Raw genomic sequence first — 20,236 nt, 5'->3', positions numbered from 1 at the left:
GCGATCGACCAGAGTGACTCTGGTGCGGTGGCACGCAACTCACGGTATTACGGGAGAGTTATTCGGAGATGAGCCTTTTTGTCCGAAAACCCGGTCGAGTGATCAGGGCGGCCGGCCGGCCATCGACCGGGGCCTGGGTCACTGCCGCCCACGTGTGGACGTCCCGTCGGGGGGTAGGGGGGTCGTCATGCTGAAGCGAGCGATGTGGCAGGGACTGGTGGCCGGACTGGCCGGGGCGGCCGTGATGACCGCGGCGGAGAAGGTGGAGCAGCGGCTGACCGGGCGGCCCGACTCCCACGTGCCCGCGCGCGTGCTGGCGCGGCTCAGCGGCATGCCGGAGGCACCGACGCGTCAGCCACGATGGCGGAACCTGACGATGCACTACGGCCAGGGTGCGGTCCTCGGTGTGCTGCGCAGCGTCATGGCGCAGGCGGGTCTGCGGGGCCCACTGGCGTCGGGGATGTTCACGGTGGTGCGGTTGACGAACGACCAGATTCTGGAGAACGCCACAGGTGTGGGGGCGCCGCCGCAGACCTGGCCGCGCGGCGAACTCGCGGTCGACGTCCTGCACAAGTCGATCTACGGATTCGTCACCGGGGCGGTCGCGGACGCCCTCGCCGCCCGTGACGGCGCCGGGCCGGGCCAGCGGCACGCGGCGATGCGCCCCGGCCGTCGATCCGACGTCGGGCCACTGCCGCGCCGAGCCTCCCACGCCGTGCCGGCACGGCACGGTCGGAACGGTTAGGGCCGGCGGTTCAGCCTTCCACGCCGGTGGCGGTGTGCGCGGCGCCGACCGGCTTCGACTGCGAGGATCCGCGCTGCCGCAGGTAGATCGACAGCACCACCATCGACGTGACGGCCAGCAGTTCCGACTGCCAGTTCTGCAGGGTGCGGTTCCAGAAGTCGGGTTGGCGCAGGTATTGACCCCACGACACCGGATCCTGGAGGTTGCCGAGCTGCTGTTCGTTGTACGCGGCAACCCCGGTGATGGACTGGGAGAGCCAGGACAGCAGGAAGATCGCCCCCATGACCAGGCCCAACGAGTGGGAGAACAGCGCCTGCCGCAGGCCACCGACGCGTGCCCACGCCGGTGACGTGTCGGTGGCGTGCGCGCCGACCAGTTGGTCCTGGTCGGATTCGCGGCCTGCCTTGTCGAGCTCCTTGGACTCCGGTGAGCCTCTCTGCAGGAGCCACACGGTCAGGAAGATGTAGAGGAAGAACTGCAGGTACTCCGACTGCCAGTTCTCGGTGACGTCGACGGCGAAGCTCGCCGACGTGACGTACCGGCCGAACGACACCGGTTGCAGGCCCTCGGTGAGCTGCTGCTGATTGAAGTCGGCGTGCCCGGCGAACGCCTGTCCGACGAGCGCGGCGAGGAACAGCAGGCCGAAGACCAGCCCGAGCGAGTTGTCGCGGAGGAACCTCCTCACCGGTGCAGCACCCCCAGCGCGGAGAAGTAGACGATTCCGGCGGCGACCACGAGCAGCAGCAGGACGAACTGGAGTCGCATCGCTCAGCCTCCCTGGATGGCACAGTCGTAGGGTCGCTCCCCGCGCGAGTGGCAACCGGCGGCGACCACGCGCCAGCCGCCGGGGAACACGGCGAGGAAGACGGTGTCTCCGCCGACCCGGACCTGCGCCCACTGGCCGTACACGTCGCTTGCCGACACCGTGCCGGGCGCGGGGAGGTCCTCCTCCAGGATCGCCTCGGCGCACGGCTGGTCGGCGGACTGCTCGATCTCCGCGGCGCTGTCGGGCGCCAGCAGGGCACAGGCGCCGGCACCGTCCTTCTCCGCCACGGCGCTCAGCATCCGTACGGCGACGTCGCCTGCCGCGTCGGCGCGGTCGGTCACCGCGCCGCACCCGGTCAGGGCCAGCACGGCCAGGACCGTGCCCACTGGAGCAACCGCGACTCTCATGTACGGCAGTATCCCCCGGCCCGATGTTCTTCAATCCGGATTGGATCACCGGCGCGTACGCCGGAGGCGGTGAGCGACCCGATGGACCCGGATCGGCGCCGTCTGCCTGGTTTGACGCTGCGGATCGGGGTACCGCCCCAGGTGGACAGCGGCGAGGCGAGGAGACGGCGATGGCGGATGCGACGGTGTCGGACCTGGTGGTGGCCCGGTTGGCCGACTGGGGTGTGGACCGTGTCTTCGGCTACTCAGGTGATGGCATCGACGGGGTGATGGGGGCGTTGCGTCGGGCCGGCCGGCCCGAGTTCGTGCAGGCCCGTCACGAGGAGACGGCCGCTTTCATGGCCTGCGGCCACGCGAAGTACACCGGCGGCCTGGGGGTGTGCCTGTCGACGCAGGGGCCGGGGGCGGTGCATCTGCTCAACGGCCTCTACGACGCGCGGCTGGATTCCCAGCCGGTGCTCGCCCTGGTCGGCCAGCAGGTGACCTCGGTGCTGGGCAGCGGCTACCAGCAGGAGATCGACCTGGTCCGGCTGTACGGCGACGTGTGCGCGCAGTTCGTGCAGACCGCGTACACCCCGGAGCAGTTGCCGATGCTGCTGGACCGGGCGATCCGTACCGCCCTGGCGACCCGCAGCCCGACCTGCGTCATCCTGCCGCACGACGTGCAGACCGCGCCGGCCCCGGATCTCGACGCGCACCAGCACGGAATCATGGTGACCAACCCCGGGCTGCCGGTGCCGGAGCTGCGGCCCCGCCCGGACGACCTGCGGGCCGCCGCCGATCTGCTCGACGCCGGGCAGCGGGTGGCGATCCTGGTGGGGCAGGGCGCCCGCGCCGCCGCCGGCGAGGTGGTCGAGCTGGCCGAGGCGCTCGGCGCGGGAGTGACCGCCTCGCTGCTGGGCAAGCCGGTGCTGGACGAGTCGTTGCCGTTCCACACCGGAGTGATGGGCCATCTGGGCAGCACCGCCAGCAGCGCACTGATGAGCGGGTGCGACACCCTGCTCATCGTCGGCAGCAACGACCCCTGGTCGGAGTTCTACCCGGCGCCGGGGCAGGCCCGAGCGGTGCAGATCGACATCGACGGCCGGCGGCTGGGCATGCGCTACCCGGTGGAGGTGCCGCTGCTCGGCGACGCCGCCGAGACCATCCGGGCGCTGCTGCCGCTGCTCACGCCGCGTACCGACCGGAGCTGGCGGCAAACGATCGAGGGCGAGGTGACGCGCTGGCGGGACATCGCCCGCCGCCGGGCCACCGCCGAGGTCGAGCCGCTCAATCCGCAGTACGTCCTGCACGCCCTCACCGACCGGCTGCCCGGCGACGCCCAGGTGTCGGTGGACGTCGGGTCGGTCGTCTACTGGTACGCCCGGCACCTGCGCCTGCCCGTCGGCGTCGACGCGCACCTGTCCAGCACGCTGGCGTCGATGGGTTCGGCGCTGCCGTACGGGCTGGCCGCGAAACTCGCCGCGCCGCAGCGCCCGGTGGTGGCCCTCGCCGGGGACGGCGCGATGCAGATGAACGGGCTGGCCGAGCTGCTCACCGTCGCGCACCGGTGGCGGGACTGGGCGGACCCGCGGTTCGTGGTGCTGGTGCTGCACAACCGCGACCTGGCCGAGGTGAGCTGGGAGCAGCGGGAGATGGAGGGCGATCCGCGTTTCGTCGACTCGCAGCGCCTGCCCGACGCCCCGTACGCCCGCTGGGCGGAGCTGCTGGGTCTGCACGGCGTCCGGGTCACCACCCCGGGGGAGGTGGACGAGGCCTGGGACCGCGCGCTGTCGGCGGACCGGCCGACGCTTGTCGAGGCGGTGGTGGACCCGGCGATCCCGTTGCTGCCGCCCGCGCAGCCGTACGAGAAGGTCGCCAGCATGTACGAGGCGCTCGGCCGGGAGGACACCGACCTCGGTCGCCGGGCGCTGGCGCACCTGCGCCGCGAACGAGCCACCGAGGGTTTCGACGACCCGAGGTGACGGTCGGCAGGTGTGCGGATCGGAATCGGGGGGACATATCTCCTGAGTTCGGCCCCGGGTCCGCTGCGGTGGGTGGCACCGGGGGAGTCGTCGGAGGGAGCGCGTCGTGGTTGATCGGATCGCCGAGCCGTGGGGTGAACGGACGCCGTACGGGCCGGGGGACGAGTGGCCGGTGCGGGTGGACCGCTATCTGGCCGACGGGCGTACCGACGTCGACGTGGACCGGTGGGTGCAGTCGGCGTCGGTGCTGCACTCCAACGGCGACGCCATGGACATCGGGGTCGCCGACGGGCGGATCGTCGGCGTACGGGGTCGGGCGGTGGACCGGATCAACCGGGGCCGGCTCGACCCCAAGGACCTGTACGGCTGGCAGGCCAACAACAGCCCGGACCGGCTGACCCGACCGTTGGTCCGCGACGGTGACCGTCTCGTCGAGTCGGACTGGGACACCGCCATGGGCCGGATCGTGGCCCGCTCGCGGGACCTCCTCGACGGGCCGGGCGGGTGGGGACGCTTCGGCTTCTACACCTCGGGCCAGCTGTTCCTGGAGGAGTACTACGCGCTTGGCGTGATCGGCAAGGCCGGCCTGGGCACGCCGCACATGGACGGCAACACCCGGCTGTGCACGGCGACGGCGGCGGCGGCGATGAAGGCGAGCTTCGGCACGGACGGGCAGCCCGGGTCGTACACCGACGTGGACCACTGCGACGCGATCGCGCTGTGGGGCCACAACGTCGCCGAGACGCAGACGGTGCTGTGGATGCGGATGCTGGACCGGCGGCGCGGACCGAACCCGCCGGCGATGCTGGCCGTGGACCCTCGGGCCACCCCGGTCGCCCGGGAGGCCGACCTGCATCTGGCCGTGCGCAACGGCACCAACATCGCGCTGGTGAACGGCCTGCTCCGGGAGATCATCCGGCGTGGCTGGTACGACCGCGACTACGTCGACGCGCACACCATGGGTTTCGAGGAGTTGTGCCGGATCGTCGACGGCTACCCACCGCAGCGGGTCGCCGACATCTGCGACGTGCCGGCCGCCGACGTGGAACGCGCCGCCGAGTTGCTCGGCACGTCACAGCGGCTGTTGTCGACCGTGTTGCAGGGCTTCTACCAGTCGAACCAGGCCACCGCCGCCGCCTGCGCCGTCAACAACCTGCACCTGGTCCGGGGCATGATCGGCCGCCCCGGCGCCGGGATCTACCAGATGAACGGCCAGCCGACCGCGCAGAACACCCGCGAGACCGGCGCCGACGGCGACCTGCCCGGCCTGCGCAACTGGGCGAACACCAGCCACATCGAGGAGCTGGCCCGGCTGTGGAACGTCGAGGTCGACACCATCCCGCACTGGGCGCCGCCGACGCACGCCATGCAGATCTTCCGGTACGCCGAGCAGGGTTCGATCAAACTGCTGTGGATCAGCGCCACCAACCCGGCGGTGTCGTTGCCGGACCTGGCCCGGATCCGCCGGATCCTCGCCAAGCCGGACCTGTTCGTGGTGGTGCAGGACCTGTTCCTGACCGAGACCGCCGAACTGGCCGACGTGGTGCTGCCGGGCGCCACCTGGGGCGAGAAGACCGGCACGTTCACAAGCGTCGACCGGACGGTGCACATCTCCGACAAGGCCGTCGACCCGCCCGGCGAGGCGAAACCCGACCTGGACATCTTCCTCGACTACGCGCGCCGGATGGACTTCCGCGACCGCGACGGGCAGCCGCTGATCCGGTGGACCGGCCCGGAGGAGGTGTTCGAGGCGTGGAAGGAGTGCTCGCGCGGCCGGCCGTGCGACTACACAGGCATCACCTACGCCAGGCTGCGCGGCGGATCCGGCATCCAGTGGCCCTGCACCGAGGAGCACCCGGACGGCACCGAACGGCTCTACACCGACGGGGTGTTCCACACCGACCCGGACTACTGCGAGACGTACGGCCAGGACCTCGCCACCGGCGCGGAGTTCACCGAGCCCGAGTACCGGGCCAAGGAACCGAACGGGCGGGCCTTCCTGCACAGCGTCGACTACCAGCCCTCGCCCGAGGTGCCCGACGAGGACCACCCGATGCTGCTCACCACGGGTCGTACCGTCTACCAGTTCCACACCCGCACGAAGACCGGCCGCGCCCCGCAGCTCGACCGGGCGGCGCCGGACGTGTGGGTGGAACTCAACCCGGCCGACGCGGAGCGGCTCGGCATCGCCGAGGGCGACCTGGTCGGCGTCTCCTCGGCGCGCGGCGGCATCCAGGCCCGCGCCCGGCTCTGCGGCATCCGCCCCGGCGTGGTGTTCCTACCGTTCCACTACGGCTACTTCGACCAGGACCCCGCCGACCGGACCCCGCGGGCGGCGAACGAGCTGACCATCACCGCCTGGGACCCGGTCTCCAAGCAGCCCCTCTTCAAGGTGGCCGCCGTCGCGGTGACGAAACTGGCCGACGGGCGGGGCGTACCCTCGCCGGCGCCGACGATCGGCGGCAGCGCGCCGCCGGCGGACGCCGGTGTGCCCGCGACCGTCGGCGGACCGGCCGCCGAGGCCACCAGCGGGAAGGAGTGAGCCGTGCACCTCGCCCACTATCTCGGCCTGCTGCACCGCGCCCAGGTCAACCTCGCCGAGGCGTTCCGGCAGGTCGGCGACGCGCACGCCGAGGAACCCGACGTCCACCACCTCTGCCATCAGCAGGCGAAGCGCTGTGCCGCGTACGCCGAACGCCTGCGCCCGTTCGCCGCCCGCTACTCCGAGGACGCGCCCGCCGAACCCGACCGGCTGCACTCGCAGTTGTTCACCGGCACCCGCACCGGCGGCATCGGGCTGCTCCGTGATCTGCAGGATCTCTACCTGATGGCGGCCGAGTGCGACATCACCTGGACCGTCGTGGGCCAGGCCGCCTACGGCGTCCGTGACGAGGACCTGCTCGCGGTGGTGCGCGACTGCGAGGGCGAGACCGCCATGCAGCTCACGTGGCTGCGGACGCGAATGAAGGCCGCCGCGCCGCAGGCGCTGGTCGTGGCGGACTGATCGGCTCGCCGCCCCAGGGGCGCTCGGCGGGCCGGGCGAGTATGGTCGGAGACCTGTAGCCCACGTTCGAGGTCTCGGCGTGGCGAACCGGCGTCAAGAAGCGGCGTGGGTCCCGGCTCCGCCACGGCGGGCGTCGTGCAGCGGCCCGCCCAGGCGAGCTGCCATTCGCGCGTCTGCCGGTCTGTTGCTGTGTCGCAGGGGCGCGCACCCGCCGTGAGGACCTGCCGTAGTGACCCATCCGATGTCGGACCCTACCGACGCCTTCACTGAACTCGGCCGCATCAATCTCGGCGAGGTCGGTCTCGACGATGTCCTGCAACGCGTCGCCGAACTCGCCAAGCGCGTCCTGCCCATTCCGGTTGAGGTGTCGGTCACGCTGGCCCGCAACGGCGTCGGGCATACCGCGGCGTTCACCGACGAACTGGCCCGGGACCTGGACGAGCGGCAGTACGCCCAGGGACGCGGCCCGTGCCTGGACGCCGCCGCGAGCGGCCACATCCTGCCCGTACCCGACCTCCATGCCGAGGATCGGTGGCCGGACTGGGCCGCAGCGGGAGTGCGGGCAGGAGTCGGCAGCTCGGTGTCGATCGGCCTGCCGATCCAGGAAGCCGTCGTCGGCGCGCTCAACGTCTACGCCCGCACCCCGCACGCCTTCGACGACGACACGGTGGTGATCCTGGAGACGTTCGCGGCGTACGCGGCGGTCGCCCTGGCCAACGCGCAGCTCTACGACAGCACCGCGACCCTCGCCCGGCAGATGCGGGACGCGATGACCAGTCGCGCGGTCATCGAGCAGGCCAAGGGCATCGTGATGGCAGAGCGACGGTGCACACCCGCCGAGGCGTTCACTGTCCTCGCGAGGGCGTCGCAGGACTCCAACCGTACGGTGCGCGACGTGGCCCAGGCCCTGGTCGACCGGGCGGCCGAGGCGCAGGTTCGTTCCTGAGGGGGTGTGGTGAAGGGCGTCAGCGACCGATAACAGGTGTTTATCGGGACTTCTCGGGTAGGGCCCAGGCAACCGAGAGAAGGGACCTTCCGGATGCCGAGCACCACGATGCCGATGCTGGAGACGTACCCACAATCGATCAACCTGGACCGCGCGAAGCTGGCGGCGACGATCGACGCCCTCAACGACTGCGCCCAGGCCTGCACCGCGTGCGCCGACGCCTGCCTCAGTGAGGACATGGTCGCCGACCTGACCAAGTGCATACGCACGGACCTGGACTGCGCCGACATCTGCACGACCACGGCACGGGTGCTGTCCCGGCACACCGGCTACGACGCGAACCTGACCCGGAGCCTGCTGGAGGCGTGCGCCACCGCGTGCCTGTCGTGCGGGGACGAGTGCGCCCGGCACGCCGACATGCACGAGCACTGCCGGGTCTGCGCCGACGCGTGCCGCGCCTGCGAGCGAGCCTGCCGGGACCTGCTGGCCACCATGAGCTGAGAACGGCCCGCGGCGCCGGACCCCGAGAGGTCCGGCGCCGCGCGGCGTGGTCGGTGGCTCAGACCGTGAGGGCGACCTTCAGCCAGCCCGGGTCGCGGTCCTGGAACTGGCGGTACGCCTCCAGCACGTCACCGATGGGTTCGTGCTTCGTCAACAGCCGCGCCGGGTCGACGGTGCCGTTGGTGACCAGTTGCAGCAGCTCCGGGATGTACCGGCGGTGGTGGCAGTTGCCGCTGCGGACCGTCAGGTTCTTCATCATGGCCTCGCCGAACGGCCAGGTCGTGACGGTCTGCGGGTAGACGCCGATCACGCCGAGCGTGCCCGCCTTCGCCACCGCCTGCACGGCCCACCGCGCGGCGAGGCTCGGCGCGTCACCCGGTGCCCACGCCGGGTCGGTCTCCGGGGCGACCTGCTTGACCTCGCTGTCGAGCTGCTGCGCCTGGTCGTCGGTCTGCTCGGTGGCGGGGCCCTCGGCGGGACGTTCGGCGTCCACGCCCACGGCGTCGATGACCTTGTCGACGCCGATGCCGCCGGTCATCTCGACGATGGTCTGCACCGGGTCCTCGGCGTTGACGTTCACCACCTCGGCGTGCTGGGCGCGGGCCATGGCGAGCCGGTCCTCCAGCCCGTCCACGGCGATGACCCGTCCGGCGCCCTGCAGGTACGCCGACAGGACGGCGAGCTGGCCGACCGGTCCCGCGCCGAACACGGCGACGGTCTCGCCGGGGCGGACGTCGGCGAGGCGGGCGCCGAACCAGGCGGTGGGCCAGATGTCCGACAGCATGATCGCCTGCTCGTCGGGGACCTCGTCGGGGATCGGCACCAGGCCGACGTTGGCGTAGGGCACCCGGGCGTACTCGGCCTGCAGGCCGTCGAACCCACCGGCGGCCTCGGGTCCGCCGAAGAACGCGGTGCCGGCGCGCTTGCCACCGGGGTTGGCGTTGTCGCACTGGGCGAAGTACCCGGCACGGCAGTACGAGCAGTAGCCGCAGGCGATGGTCGACGGCACGATGACCCGGTCGCCGGGGGAGAGGTTGCGGACGCCGGGCCCCACCTCGACGACCTCGCCGACGGCCTCGTGGCCGAGGACGACGCCGGGGCGCAGGCCGGGCATGGTGCCCCGGATCATGTGCAGGTCGGTGCCGCAGATCGCGCTGGTGGTGATCTTCACGATCGCGTCGGTCGGATCCTGGATCTTCGGATCGGGCACGTCGGAGAACCGGATGTCCCCGACGCCGTGCCACGTGACGGCCCTCATCGGATGTCCCTTCGTCGGCTTGCTGCACCGATCACGTACCCACCTGCGCTCGACGAAACCGCGTGTGCCCGACCGCCGGTGCCGGTGTCGACCGTGCCGTCACCACTCCACGATGGACGTCCACGTTCGGACCAAGGCCGTCGGGCGCTCGGCCGGCGCCGGCGCGCCCCCGCCCCGCAAGCCGATCCACCTGCGCGTTCCGGGCCGCGCCGGGCGGCGTCGTATAGTGATCAGGCAGCCGACGCCCGGTGCGTCGGCGAGTAAGCGTCCAGCAGCGGCGCGGCCGGGCTCGACCGACGAGTTCGGCGTGGCGCCCCGTGTCCACGGTGCGCCATCACCACGCGCGCTGCCGACGCCACCTCGCAACCGGTATGCGCCCCGGGCTCCGAGGGATCTTGACGTCATGGCACAGCGACCGGTTGATCCCGCCGAGGCGTTCTTCGAGCTTGGCCGGATCAAGCTCGGCGAGACCGACCTGTCCGGAGTGCTGACCCGGGTGTCCGAGCTCGCGCAGCGGACGATTCCCGGCGCCGAGGAGGTGTCGGTGACGCTGATGCGGCGGGAGGGGGCGCATACCGCCGCGTTCAGTGGCGAGATGGCGCTACGACTCGACGAGCTGCAGTACGAGTACGACCAGGGCCCGTGCCTGGACGCGGCGAGGGAGTCCGTCGTCGTGTCCGTGCCGGACATGGCCTCGGAGGAACGATGGCCGAGCTGGGCGCCCCGAGCCGTCCTGGCCGGGGTCGGCAGCTCACTGTCGATCGGCCTGCCGATCCGGGAGTCGGTCCTCGGCGCGCTGAACATCTACGGTGACAAGCCCGCCGCCTTCGACGACGACGCGCTCACCCTCGCTCAGACCTTCGCCGGGTACGCCTCCATCGCCCTGGCCAACGCGCACCTGTACGACAGCACCGTCACCCTGGCCGCGCAGATGCAGTCGGCGATGCAGAGCCGGGCCGTCATCGAACAGGCGAAGGGCATCATCATGGGCGAGCGCCGATGCACCGCCGACGAGGCCTTCGCCATCCTCGCCAAGGTCTCCCAGGACTCCAACCGGAAGCTGCGCGACGTGGCCGCCGCGCTTGTGGAACGGGCCGCCCGTCCCGCGAACCCGAAACGCGACCGTGGTGTTTCCGGCCACCTGCCGTGAATGTGCGTCATGCGGACGAGTCGACTGGCGGCCAGCGGAAATCCTTATTACGGTGTCATTGGGTCAAGTCACGCGCCCGCCCTGTTAAGGATCTCCAACAGGAGGCGTGTGCCCATGACCGACCGCGTAGAGACGGCGACCCAGCCTCCGCAGGTGACACCGACCCGGTCCGCTCGTCGCCACCGAGGTGGTTTCTGGGGCCCGGCGGTCCCGGAACGGCCCTTCTCCGTGGCTCGCTACGCCGAACCCACCAACTCGTCGGCCGCCTTCTCCGCCGACCGGTTGGTCGTCGCCCCGGCGGGCTATGTCGACATGGATACCGCCCCGCTGCTGGGGGCGGCGCTCAACAACGCCCTGGACAGCCACCCCGACGTCTGTTGCGATCTCGCCGCTGTCGACTTCTTCAGCGCCGCGGGGGTGCACGTCCTTCTCCTGGCCGGCGACCGGGCGAAGCGGGGCGGCTCCCGCTTCTCGATCCGAGGTGCCGCCGGCATCACCAGGCGTGTACTGCGGATCACCCAGGTGGAGCACCTGTTTGCCACTCTCGACGGACCCGCGGAGGCGCCGGACCGGCCGGCCGCGCAGGCAGGGCTGTCCGACATCTTTCGAAGGATCGAGTGAATCGTGATCATGGATGTTGCGCCGACACGTGGCGAACAGGTCAGGCAGGCCGCCGACGAGGACGCCGCCGCACTGCTGGCCGAGTACGTCCGCACCGAGGTCGACACGGCACGGCGTCAGGAACTCCGCACGGAGGTGATCCGGGCCTTCCTGCCGCTGGCCCGCAACCTCGCCCTGCGCTACCACGGCAGGGGTGAGCCGCTCGACGATCTGGTCCAGACGGCGACCATCGGGCTCATCAACGCGGTGGACCGGTTCGACCCCGGCTTTGGGATCGACTTCGTCGGCTACGCGGTCCCCACCATCACCGGCGAGATCAAACGACACTTCCGTGATCGCACCTGGGCGCTTCGGGTCCCACGCAGGGTGCAGGAACGCCGCAGCGCGCTGACCCGCGCCACGCAGTTCCTCACCCACCGGCTCGAACGGTCGCCGACGGTGGCCGAACTCGCCGTCGAGTTGGACATCAGCGAGGAGGAGGTGCTGGAGGCCCTGGAAGGTGCCCGTGCCTACCACGCGGTCTCACTGTCCACCCCGACCGCCGTCAACCAGGACACCGAACTGGGCGACACCCTCGGCCAGCTCGACGACGAGTACGAGCGGGTGGAACTGCACCTCGCGCTCGGCCCGGCGCTCGCCGCCCTCACCGAACGCGAACAGAAGGTCGTCAGTCTCGCTTCTACGGCAACCTCACCCAGACACAGATCGCCGCGCGCACCGGCATCTCCCAGATGCACGTCAGCCGCACCCTGTCCAAGGCGCTCGCGAAGCTGCGCCCCCACCTGACGGCGTAGGCGGTCGCCGGCCTCCCGTGCCGGCCCGTCCGCTCCCCGTCGCGGGGGTGTCGGAGACCTGCTCCGGTCCTGCGTGACGCCCGGGCCGACGCCACGCAGGACCGGCCGCGGTGTCAGCCGGCCGTACAGGAGCGGATCTGCGGTCGAGCGCTGCTGTTGCCGTTGAACATCGTGGTGAAGCCGAACGTGTTGCCGTTGCCGTTGGGACGTACCGTCATGACGTTGCCGCTGCTGTCCCAGGTGGCGGTGCCGTTCCAGATGGTGGAGACCTTCTGCGGCGCGGTGAGGGCGATGACCACGGCCCAGGTGCTGGCGCCGCTGACGGTGACCGAGGTGTTGTACCGGTCACCCCAGACGTTCGGCGTCGTCGCCGTCGCGGTGCAGCTGCCGCCGGACGGTGGCGGGGTCGTGCCGGTGGGCGGTGGAGTCGTGCCGGTGGGTGGCGGGGTCGCGCCGTCGGGTGCGACCGCGCGACCGGTGGACGGCGAGATCATGCCGGGGCAGAGGTTGCGGCTGGTCAGATTGGCCACGATCTGGCCGATGGCGTCCCGGGTGTTCTGGATCCCGTCGTGCATGAGGATGACCTGGCCGGCCTGGAGACGACTGGCGTTCGACACGATCTGGCTGACGCTCGCGCCGTTCCAGTCCTGCGAGTCGACATCCCAGATCACCTGCCGCATCCCGAGCGACGAGGCGACCGACTGGAGGGTCGAGTTCGTCTCGCCGTACGGGGGCCGGAACAGCTGCGGCCGGCTGCCGGTCGCCGACTGGATCGCCGAACTCGTCTGGGACAGGTCGGACTGCATCTGCGACTGACTCATCGACGTCATGTGGGCGTGGCTCCAGCTGTGGTTGCCGACCCACATGCCGGCGGCCACCTGTGCCTGCGCGGCCGACCTGTTGTTCTGCGCGTTCTGCCCAATGTTGAACATCGTGGCCCGTACGCCGTTGGCACGCAGCACGTTCAGCAGCGCGCTGGTGCTGCCGGTCGGACCGTCGTCGAAGGTGAGGCCGACGTAGCCGTTGCAGGTCGCGGCACTCGACGGTGTCGCGGTGGCCACGACGACGACGCCGCACGTCGCGACGGCGGTGGCGAGGATGGACAGCACCGCACGGAGTCGCCTCGACCGTACGGGCGTGCCAGCGGAGACAGTGCTCATCTGTGCTCCTTCTTACTCGCCCGGACGCGTCCCGGTGTGCGAGGGCAGCCGGTCCGGTCCGGACGTGTGGGTGGTGGGTGGGGAGATCGACCGAACCCGCTGGAAGCGGAGATCGCATCGATCGGAATGGATCGGAGTATTACAGCGAGAATTCCGACGCGTCAACAATTTCCGGAACACCCGCCGCTGGTCATCGGTCGTCGCCCTCGCGACCCGACCGGACCCGGAGCAGCCAGGATGCTCCCGCGATGACGCTCCGGTGGCCCCGCGACAGGAGCGGCCGCCCTCCGATCCGGGCGCGCCGTTACGCCATGATCCGGAAATCTTCCGAAATTATCGGTGTGGATTCGCCCGGCCGGCGAACGGTGTCGTCGAAGACCCGGTCGCCGAACGACCGGGCACGGCCGTGACCAGGGCCAACAGGATCTGCAGGGGATCGACAGCCGGAAGTGCCTTCGCAACCCTTCCGGTAAACGTTGACAGTTTGCCGCAGTCATCCCAATACTTTCGCCATCGACAGACCGGGACGGGTGTCGATGTGGGTCGCTCGCGGCGACCTGGCCTGCCGGGCGGCGACGGCAGGCGGCCGGACTCCTGGCCGACGGTCTCCCGCAGGGCGAGCCGACCGCCGACCGGACCGCCCCGCACGGCGGTCCGGCCGGCGGGGCGGATCACCATGGCCACGGCGCGTCCTGCTCTGCACTCGGACGGTATGCCTACGCCGGCCCCGTTGATCGGTTTTGTCCTTGATGGAGTGAGATCGTTGACATGTGCCGCGACTCAATCTTTGATGGTCGATGTTGCTTCCTCGTCGGTCCGGTCGGACGCTGCGTCGTCCGGCGTGGGGTCGGGCCGTCCGATGCCCCGACCCCTGGAGGACTGATGCGAAACCTCGCCCGAGTCAGACCACGACGGCTGTTGTCGGCGCTCGCCGTGGCGGTGCTGCTGGCGGTGACTGTCGGCGTGCCGGCGTCGGCGGCGGGCCCGTCGACAGTCGTCGGTGCGGCGTCCGGCCGGTGCCTGGACGTGGTGGGCAACTCGCGGACACCCGGCGCCGGCATCAACATCTACGACTGCGTCGGCCAGGCCAACCAGGCATGGACGTTCACCACGGCCGGCGAACTGCGGGTGTACGACGCGACGATGTGCCTCGACGTGGTCGGTCAGGACACCACCGCGCCGGCCGCGCTAGAGGTCTACGGCTGCACCGGCGGCGCCAACCAGCGCTGGCGGATCAACGCCGACGGGAGCATCGTCGGTGTCCAGTCCGGCCTCTGCCTGGACGTCAGCGGCGGAGGCACCGCCAACGGCACGACTGTCGGCCTCTGGACGTGCAACGGGCAGGCCAACCAGCGCTGGACGTCGTCGTTCGGCAGCACCGACAGTCAGCCGCCCACGCCGCCCGGCAGCCCTCGGGTGAGCGGGTTGACCTGCAACTCGGTGACGTTCGCGTGGAACGCCTCGACCGACAACGTCGCGGTGGCGTACTACGACATCTACCACGACGGCCAGCTCATGACCTCGGTGAGCGGCAGCACCCTGTCCACCGGCCTCACCGTCGTCCCGGGAGCGAGTTGGGGCCTGTACGTCAACGCGCGTGACGCCGCCGGGAACGTGTCGCAGGCCAGCTCCACCGTGACGATCACGCCGCCGCAGTGTCAGGCCGACACCGTGGCGCCGAGCACGCCGACGCAGCTCACGGGCACCGCGTCGGGGACGACTGTGACCCTGCGCTGGGCCGCGTCCAGCGACAACGTCGGAGTCCGGGCGTACGACGTCTACCGCGGTGGCGTGAAGATCGGCGCCGTCACGGGCGCCCCGCCGGCCACCACCTTCACCGACAGCGGCCTGGCGGCGAACACCACGTACCAGTACCAGGTCGTCGCCCGTGACGGGCAGGACAACACCTCGGCGCGCAGCAGCGCCGTCGCGGTGAGCACCGGCGCCGGCTGCGCCAACCCGGTGTGCACGGTGCGACAGGTCACCACCGACACCGACATCCCGTGGGGCCTGGTGACGCTGCCGGACGGCACCGTCCTGTACAACCGCCGCGACGCGCACGACATCATCCACCTCAACCCCACCACGGGGGCGAAGACCACCGTGGGCACCGTGCCGAACGTGCAGAGCACCGACGGTGAGGGTGGCCTGCTGGGGCTCGCGATCTCGTCGAGCTTCGCCAGCGACCGGTGGCTCTACATCATGCACACGTCGCCCAGCGACAACCGGATCGTGCGGATCAAGATGGAGAACGACCGGCTCACCACGTCCAGCGAGCAGGTCCTGCTCAGCGGGATCCGGCGCAACAAGTTCCACGACGGCGGTCGCCTGCGATTCGGCCCGGACGGCAAGCTGTACGCCAGCACCGGCGACGCGCAGAACGGCGCCTACGCCCAGGACCGCTCCACCCTGGAGGGCAAGGTCCTGCGCCTCAACCCGGACGGCAGCGTCCCGTCGGACAACCCGTTCGGCAACTACGTGTGGAGCTACGGTCACCGCAACCCGCAGGGGCTCGCGTTCGACTCGCAGGGCCGCCTGTGGGAGCAGGAGTTCGGCAACTCGATCATGGACGAGACCAACCTGATCACGCGCGGCGGCAACTACGGTTGGCCGGCCTGCGAGGGCACCAGCGGCACCTGCGGCACCGCCGGCTACATCGCACCGGCGCGCACCTACCCGACCGCCGAGGGCTCCTGCTCCGGCATCGCGATCGTGCGCGACGCGCTCTACGTCGCCTGCGCCCGCGGTACGCGGATGTACCGCGCCGTGATCAGCGGCAGCAGCCTGACGAACGTGCAGACGTACTTCAGTGGCACGTACGGCCGGCTGCGGACGGTCGAGCCGGCGCCCGACGGGGGACTGTGGCTCACCACGACCACCACCGGCGACAAGGACAGCACCCCGAACAACAGCAACGAACGCGTCCTGCACGTCACCCTCGGCAACTAGGGCCTTCGCCGACGGCCACCGGGACGATCCGGTGGCCGTCGGCGGACTCCGGCGCGGCGGCGACGCGCCGCCGCGGTGTGCGCACCTCTGAGGTTCGGCGAGCGTTTACCCTCCGCTTGCGGCGAGGTCATCGCGCCGGACGGCCTCCCACCTAGCCTCACCAGGGCATCTGCACCTGAAGAGCTGAGGTTTGCACCATGTCCCTGCGTCACGTTCTGGCGGGCCTTGCCGTTCTGCCCGCGCTCGCCGCTCCGGTCGCCGCGCACGCGTCGACAGTCGAGAGCGCCAGCGCGCTGCACCCCCAGAAGACCCACTTCGACCTCCAGGCCCACCGCGGTGGCATCGGCATGACGACCGAGGAGTCGCTGGAGGGCTTCGGCAAGGCGATGCGCCTCGGTGTCACCACGCTCGAGCTGGACACCCAGATCACCAAGGACCGGAAGGTGGTCGTCAACCACGACCGCCAGGTAAGCGCCCAGAAGTGCGCCGACACCGCACCGGTGACGGCCGGTGACCCGATGTACCCGTACGTCGGCAAGTACATCAAGGACCTCACCCTCGCCCAGCTCAAGACGATGGACTGCGGCTACCAGCAGCTTCCGGGCTTCCCCGAGCAGGAGCAGGTCAAGGGCTTCCGCATGGTCGAGTTGAAGGACGTCCTCGGCCTCGTCAAGAGCTACAGGGCCAAGCAGCTCACCCTGAACATCGAGACCAAGGTCGAGGCGGGCGCGCCCGAGCAGACCGCCCCCCGTGAGCTGTTCGTCCGGCGGGTCTTCGAGGAGATCCACGCCTCCGGCATCGAGAAGCAGGTCACCATCCAGTCGTTCGACTGGGGTGCGCTGCGCCAGATGCACCGGCTCGCGCCGAAGTGGCCGCTGGTGGCCCTGACGAACTACGACTTCCTCCAGGTCGGCAAGCCGGGCGCGTCCCCCTGGCTGGGCGGGATCGACGCCGACGACTACGACGGTGACTTCGTGAAGGCCGCCGCCGCCATCCCCGGCGTCACCGCCCTGTCGCCGAACTACGGGTTCCCGCAGAACGGCACCATCAGCGACCCGAACTTCCGCTTCTACCCGGACGCGACGATGGTGGCCGAGGCGCACGCCCGGGGCCTGAAGGTCATCCCGTGGACCTGCGACGACCCGGCCACCGTGGCCGCGCTCATGGACCTGGGCGTCGACGGGATCATCACCAACTACCCCAACCGGGTCCGGGCGATCATGGCCGAGCGTGGCATGCGCCTGCCCAAGAGCTACCAGCCGCGCCACTGACCCGAACGCCCGATCCGAGATCGGCCCCGTGAGCTGCCTGGGCGTGCTCGCGGGGCCGCTCCGTGACCGGGCAGGAGGCCACGGCTTCGACGAGCGCGCCGCGCCGGTCAGGCCGGATGCTCAATGAGCCTCCTCGGAATCCCGGTTCGCTGCGCCGGGACGCCGCCCGGGCGGTGGGCGGCGCCCAACTCCGTCGTCCACGGTCGGGTCTGCGCGGCCGGTGCCCGCCATCGGGCCACCCGTGCCCCCGGCTCGCCGGGCTTCCCGGCGCCGGGCCCGGTGGGCTGCGCCTCGGTCGTCTCGCCGCCGGCCGGCGCGATGCCCAACTCCCGCATCCGCTCCACGTACGTGCGGTAGCGCCGCTGCGCCTCGCCGTGCCGTCCGGCCGCGCGCAGCACCTGCACCAACTCCAGGTGAGCGTCCTCGTCGTACGGGTCCCGGTGCACCAGCCGCATCAGGTAGACCAGCTTCTGGTCCGTGTCCGAGGCGTGCTGGGCCAGAGCCCGCAGCACGCTGGTGTGGGCGACCTGCGCCTCCTCCCGCAGCGGCTGCGCCCAGTCCTCGTACGGGTCGTCGGCGAGGAAGTCCCCGCCGTACAGCTCGTCGGCGCGGACCAGCGCACGGGCCGTGTCCGGGTGGCCGCCCCGCAGGGCGACCTGCGCCTCCTCGGCGGCGGTCAGGAACGTCTCGACGTCCACGTCGATCACGTCGAGGTCGATCGCCACCGAACCCCGGTCGGCAAGCACCGCACCCCGGCCGCTGGTACGGCGGCCGGTGCCCAGCACCCGGCGCAACGTGGACAGCAGCACCGACAGCCGGTTCGCGGTGCGCGACGGCGACTCGTCCGGCCAGAGCAGCTCCATCAGCCGGGCCCGGGGCACGGCGCGGCCCCGGTGCGCGACGAGGATCTTCAGCAGGTCCCGTGCCTTCTTGGACTGCCACTCGCCGTACGGGACGACGGCGCCGGCCCGGAACACCCGGAAGTCGCCGAGCGTGTGGATGACCACCGCAGGCACCCGCAGCGTGATCGCGGTGAGCCCGTCGGCGACACCCGGGTCCAGGCGTACCCCGCAGCGGCGCAGCTTCTGCTCGGCGCCCTCGGCGCCGCGGCGGGCCTGCCGCCCCTGCAACCGCGCGGCGATCAGCGCGACGGTGGCCTCCTCGGCCGGGTCACCCAGCTCCCGGCAGAGCGCGGCGGCGTCGTCGAGCAGCCCGGCGGACGCGCGCGGGTCGTCCGCCGCGAGCACGGTGAGCTGGAGCGCCTCGACGAGGGTGGCGCGTCGCCGCCCGACGGTGGCGCCGGTGCGGGCCTCGGCGGCGTCGAAGTGGGCGGCGGCGGTGTCACCCCGCAGCAGCGACACCCAGCCGCGGGCCAGCAGGGCGTACGGCCGTTCGGGCTCCCGGGCCATGCTGACCGCCCGTTCGGCGAGATCCTGCGCGGCGCACAGGTCGTCGGCGGCGCGGATCCGCGCCAGCTCGGCCAGGACCCAGGCCGACGAGACGATGCGGGGCTGACCGCTGCCCACCACGGCCAGGGCGCTCTCCAACGCCTGCCGGGCCTGCCGCGGCTCCCGCCGGCGGCGGTGCACCATCCCGAGGGCGGCAAGCGAGATCGCCTCGTCGACGGCGACTCCCGCCAGCTCCCGCAGGCGTTGACCGGCGGCGCCGTCGGCGAGCGCCTCCTCCAACCGGCCGAGCTGACACTTCGCCACGGCGGCGAGGGTCAGCGCGTACGGCTCGTAACCGGTGTCGCCGGCCACCTCGGTCAGCCGGACGGCCGCCTCGGCGTGCCGCAGCGCGTCGGCGGCGTCGCCGGCCCACAGCAGGTGGCCGGCCAGGTCCAGGTGGACCATCAACCGCAACAGGTCGGCGTCCGCGCGGCGCAGCCCGTCGGTCGCCTCCGCACGCCCGCGGGTCGCCGCCGCGTCGCCGGTGGCGGCGGCGAGCAGCACGACCACCCGGGCGTACGCCTGGTGGGCGGTCGGGACGCCGCACGCGTGAGCGGCCCGCGCTGCCTCCTCGACGTCGGCGCTGGCCCGCTCGATGTCGTCGTCGAGCAGGTGGTGCACCGCCGCGTGGCAGTACATCTGCACCGCGTGCGGGCCGGTCGCGCCGATCGGCGCGGTCGCCAGGCGGGCCGCCGCCAGGTGCGGTTCCCCGGCGAGGTGGTGCCGAAGCGCCGCGCGCCAGATCTCCGCGACCGGTGCGTCGGCCGGGTCGGGTGTCGCGGTGAGCAGGTCGGGCTGGGTGGCGAGCCACAGGTGCGCGGCCGCGCGGTCACCGGCGGCGGCGAGGCGACGTAGCGCCCGCCCCGGGTCACCACCCGTACGGCGTTGTGCTGCGAACGATGCCTCGCCCCCACCTTCGCTGCGAGCCGGCGTCGACGGGCGCCAGGCATGGTTGACATTGTCTCCGGACATGCACCGCTCCTGTGTTCTCTCGTGGAGGCTCAGGCGAGCGAAGAGACAACCGGGCACTACGAGTCGTCGCCCCCGGCGTGGCTTCCCCCCGGGCACGATCATTGTCTTCATCGAGCGGCATCGCCATAACCAAAAGAGTCGGTGTACTTACTGACTGCAATGCGCTATCGGCATAAAGGCGCACTCAGGTTTCCCTCAGACCGCCGCAACGGCACCCGAACGGCCCCTACAAGCAACTGGCACGGGCGCGGTCCAGACTTCCCGGCATTGCGTGTCACCC

At 71.3% G+C, this 20,236-nt stretch carries 15 protein-coding genes and 1 pseudogene; 11 read left to right on the top strand and 5 right to left on the bottom strand.

The annotated features are described in order from the left end of the window. Nucleotides 1-187: 187 nt before the first annotated feature. The gene (locus MILUP08_RS22025; RefSeq protein ID WP_007461704.1) at nt 188-745 is read left to right on the top strand and encodes a hypothetical protein; all 558 of its coding nucleotides are present in this window, start codon (nt 188-190) and stop codon (nt 743-745) included. A gap of 10 nt (nt 746-755) precedes the next feature. On the opposite strand, the gene MILUP08_RS22020 is transcribed toward MILUP08_RS22025, so the two are convergent. Next, nucleotides 756-1,430, bottom strand: coding sequence for a DUF6766 family protein (locus MILUP08_RS22020; RefSeq protein ID WP_007461702.1), 675 nt, complete (start codon nt 1,428-1,430; stop codon nt 756-758). An 83-nt stretch (nt 1,431-1,513) separates the two neighbouring features. After that, nucleotides 1,514-1,918: a hypothetical protein gene (locus MILUP08_RS22015; protein ID WP_007461700.1), complete on the bottom strand. Its 405-nt coding sequence runs from the start codon at nt 1,916-1,918 to the stop codon at nt 1,514-1,516. Nucleotides 1,919-2,088: 170 nt separating this feature from the next. Between MILUP08_RS22015 and MILUP08_RS22010 the strand changes: the two genes are divergently transcribed. The 5 genes from MILUP08_RS22010 (at nt 2,089) to MILUP08_RS21990 (ending at nt 8,333) form a co-directional block, all read left to right on the top strand. Further along, nucleotides 2,089-3,882 (top strand): thiamine pyrophosphate-requiring protein, encoded by a 1,794-nt coding sequence (locus MILUP08_RS22010; RefSeq protein WP_007461698.1) that lies wholly within the window; start codon nt 2,089-2,091, stop codon nt 3,880-3,882. A 106-nt stretch (nt 3,883-3,988) separates the two neighbouring features. Continuing rightward, the gene (locus MILUP08_RS22005) at nt 3,989-6,424 is read left to right on the top strand and encodes a molybdopterin oxidoreductase family protein (RefSeq protein WP_007461696.1); all 2,436 of its coding nucleotides are present in this window, start codon (nt 3,989-3,991) and stop codon (nt 6,422-6,424) included. A gap of 3 nt (nt 6,425-6,427) precedes the next feature. Next, on the top strand, nt 6,428-6,886 hold the full coding sequence (locus MILUP08_RS22000; RefSeq protein WP_007461694.1) for a hypothetical protein: 459 nt from the start codon (nt 6,428-6,430) through the stop codon (nt 6,884-6,886). A gap of 241 nt (nt 6,887-7,127) precedes the next feature. Next, nucleotides 7,128-7,832 (top strand): GAF and ANTAR domain-containing protein, encoded by a 705-nt coding sequence (locus MILUP08_RS21995; RefSeq protein ID WP_039906435.1) that lies wholly within the window; start codon nt 7,128-7,130, stop codon nt 7,830-7,832. 93 nt (nt 7,833-7,925) lie between these two features. Continuing rightward, nucleotides 7,926-8,333, top strand: coding sequence for a four-helix bundle copper-binding protein (locus tag MILUP08_RS21990; protein WP_007461689.1), 408 nt, complete (start codon nt 7,926-7,928; stop codon nt 8,331-8,333). A 58-nt stretch (nt 8,334-8,391) separates the two neighbouring features. Here the strand turns inward: MILUP08_RS21990 and MILUP08_RS21985 are convergent, their stop codons facing one another. After that, complete coding sequence (locus tag MILUP08_RS21985) at nt 8,392-9,591, bottom strand: zinc-dependent alcohol dehydrogenase (protein ID WP_007461687.1); 1,200 nt, start codon at nt 9,589-9,591, stop codon at nt 8,392-8,394. A 403-nt stretch (nt 9,592-9,994) separates the two neighbouring features. On the opposite strand from MILUP08_RS21985, the gene MILUP08_RS21980 reads away from it, so the two are divergent. The 3 genes and pseudogenes from MILUP08_RS21980 (at nt 9,995) to MILUP08_RS21970 (ending at nt 12,156) form a co-directional block, all read left to right on the top strand. Further along, the gene (locus tag MILUP08_RS21980) at nt 9,995-10,741 is read left to right on the top strand and encodes a GAF and ANTAR domain-containing protein (RefSeq protein WP_007461685.1); all 747 of its coding nucleotides are present in this window, start codon (nt 9,995-9,997) and stop codon (nt 10,739-10,741) included. Nucleotides 10,742-10,855: 114 nt separating this feature from the next. Then, nucleotides 10,856-11,362: an STAS domain-containing protein gene (locus MILUP08_RS21975; protein WP_007461683.1), complete on the top strand. Its 507-nt coding sequence runs from the start codon at nt 10,856-10,858 to the stop codon at nt 11,360-11,362. A 9-nt stretch (nt 11,363-11,371) separates the two neighbouring features. Further along, nucleotides 11,372-12,156 (top strand): annotated as a pseudogene (locus tag MILUP08_RS21970) (SigB/SigF/SigG family RNA polymerase sigma factor). A gap of 113 nt (nt 12,157-12,269) precedes the next feature. On the opposite strand, the gene MILUP08_RS21965 reads toward MILUP08_RS21970, so the two are convergent. Further along, the gene (locus MILUP08_RS21965; RefSeq protein ID WP_007461678.1) at nt 12,270-13,316 is read right to left on the bottom strand and encodes a polysaccharide deacetylase family protein; all 1,047 of its coding nucleotides are present in this window, start codon (nt 13,314-13,316) and stop codon (nt 12,270-12,272) included. Nucleotides 13,317-14,198: 882 nt separating this feature from the next. On the opposite strand from MILUP08_RS21965, the gene MILUP08_RS21960 reads away from it, so the two are divergent. Both MILUP08_RS21960 and MILUP08_RS21955 read left to right on the top strand, forming a co-directional pair. After that, nucleotides 14,199-16,265, top strand: coding sequence for a PQQ-dependent sugar dehydrogenase (locus MILUP08_RS21960; protein WP_007461673.1), 2,067 nt, complete (start codon nt 14,199-14,201; stop codon nt 16,263-16,265). Between the two features lie 197 nt (nt 16,266-16,462). Next, on the top strand, nt 16,463-17,536 hold the full coding sequence (locus MILUP08_RS21955; RefSeq protein ID WP_007461671.1) for a glycerophosphodiester phosphodiesterase family protein: 1,074 nt from the start codon (nt 16,463-16,465) through the stop codon (nt 17,534-17,536). Nucleotides 17,537-17,643: 107 nt separating this feature from the next. Here MILUP08_RS21955 and MILUP08_RS33930 read toward each other — a convergent pair whose 3' ends face one another. Further along, nucleotides 17,644-19,956, bottom strand: coding sequence for an AfsR/SARP family transcriptional regulator (locus MILUP08_RS33930; RefSeq protein ID WP_007461668.1), 2,313 nt, complete (start codon nt 19,954-19,956; stop codon nt 17,644-17,646). Nucleotides 19,957-20,236: the final 280 nt, after the last annotated feature.

Origin of the sequence: Micromonospora lupini str. Lupac 08 (genome assembly GCF_000297395.2) — a bacterium.
GTDB classification, from domain to species: Bacteria; Actinomycetota; Actinomycetes; order Mycobacteriales; family Micromonosporaceae; genus Micromonospora; species Micromonospora lupini.
The sequence above is the reverse complement of the archived record's forward strand: the minus strand, read 5'-3'. Positions and strand labels throughout refer to the sequence as shown.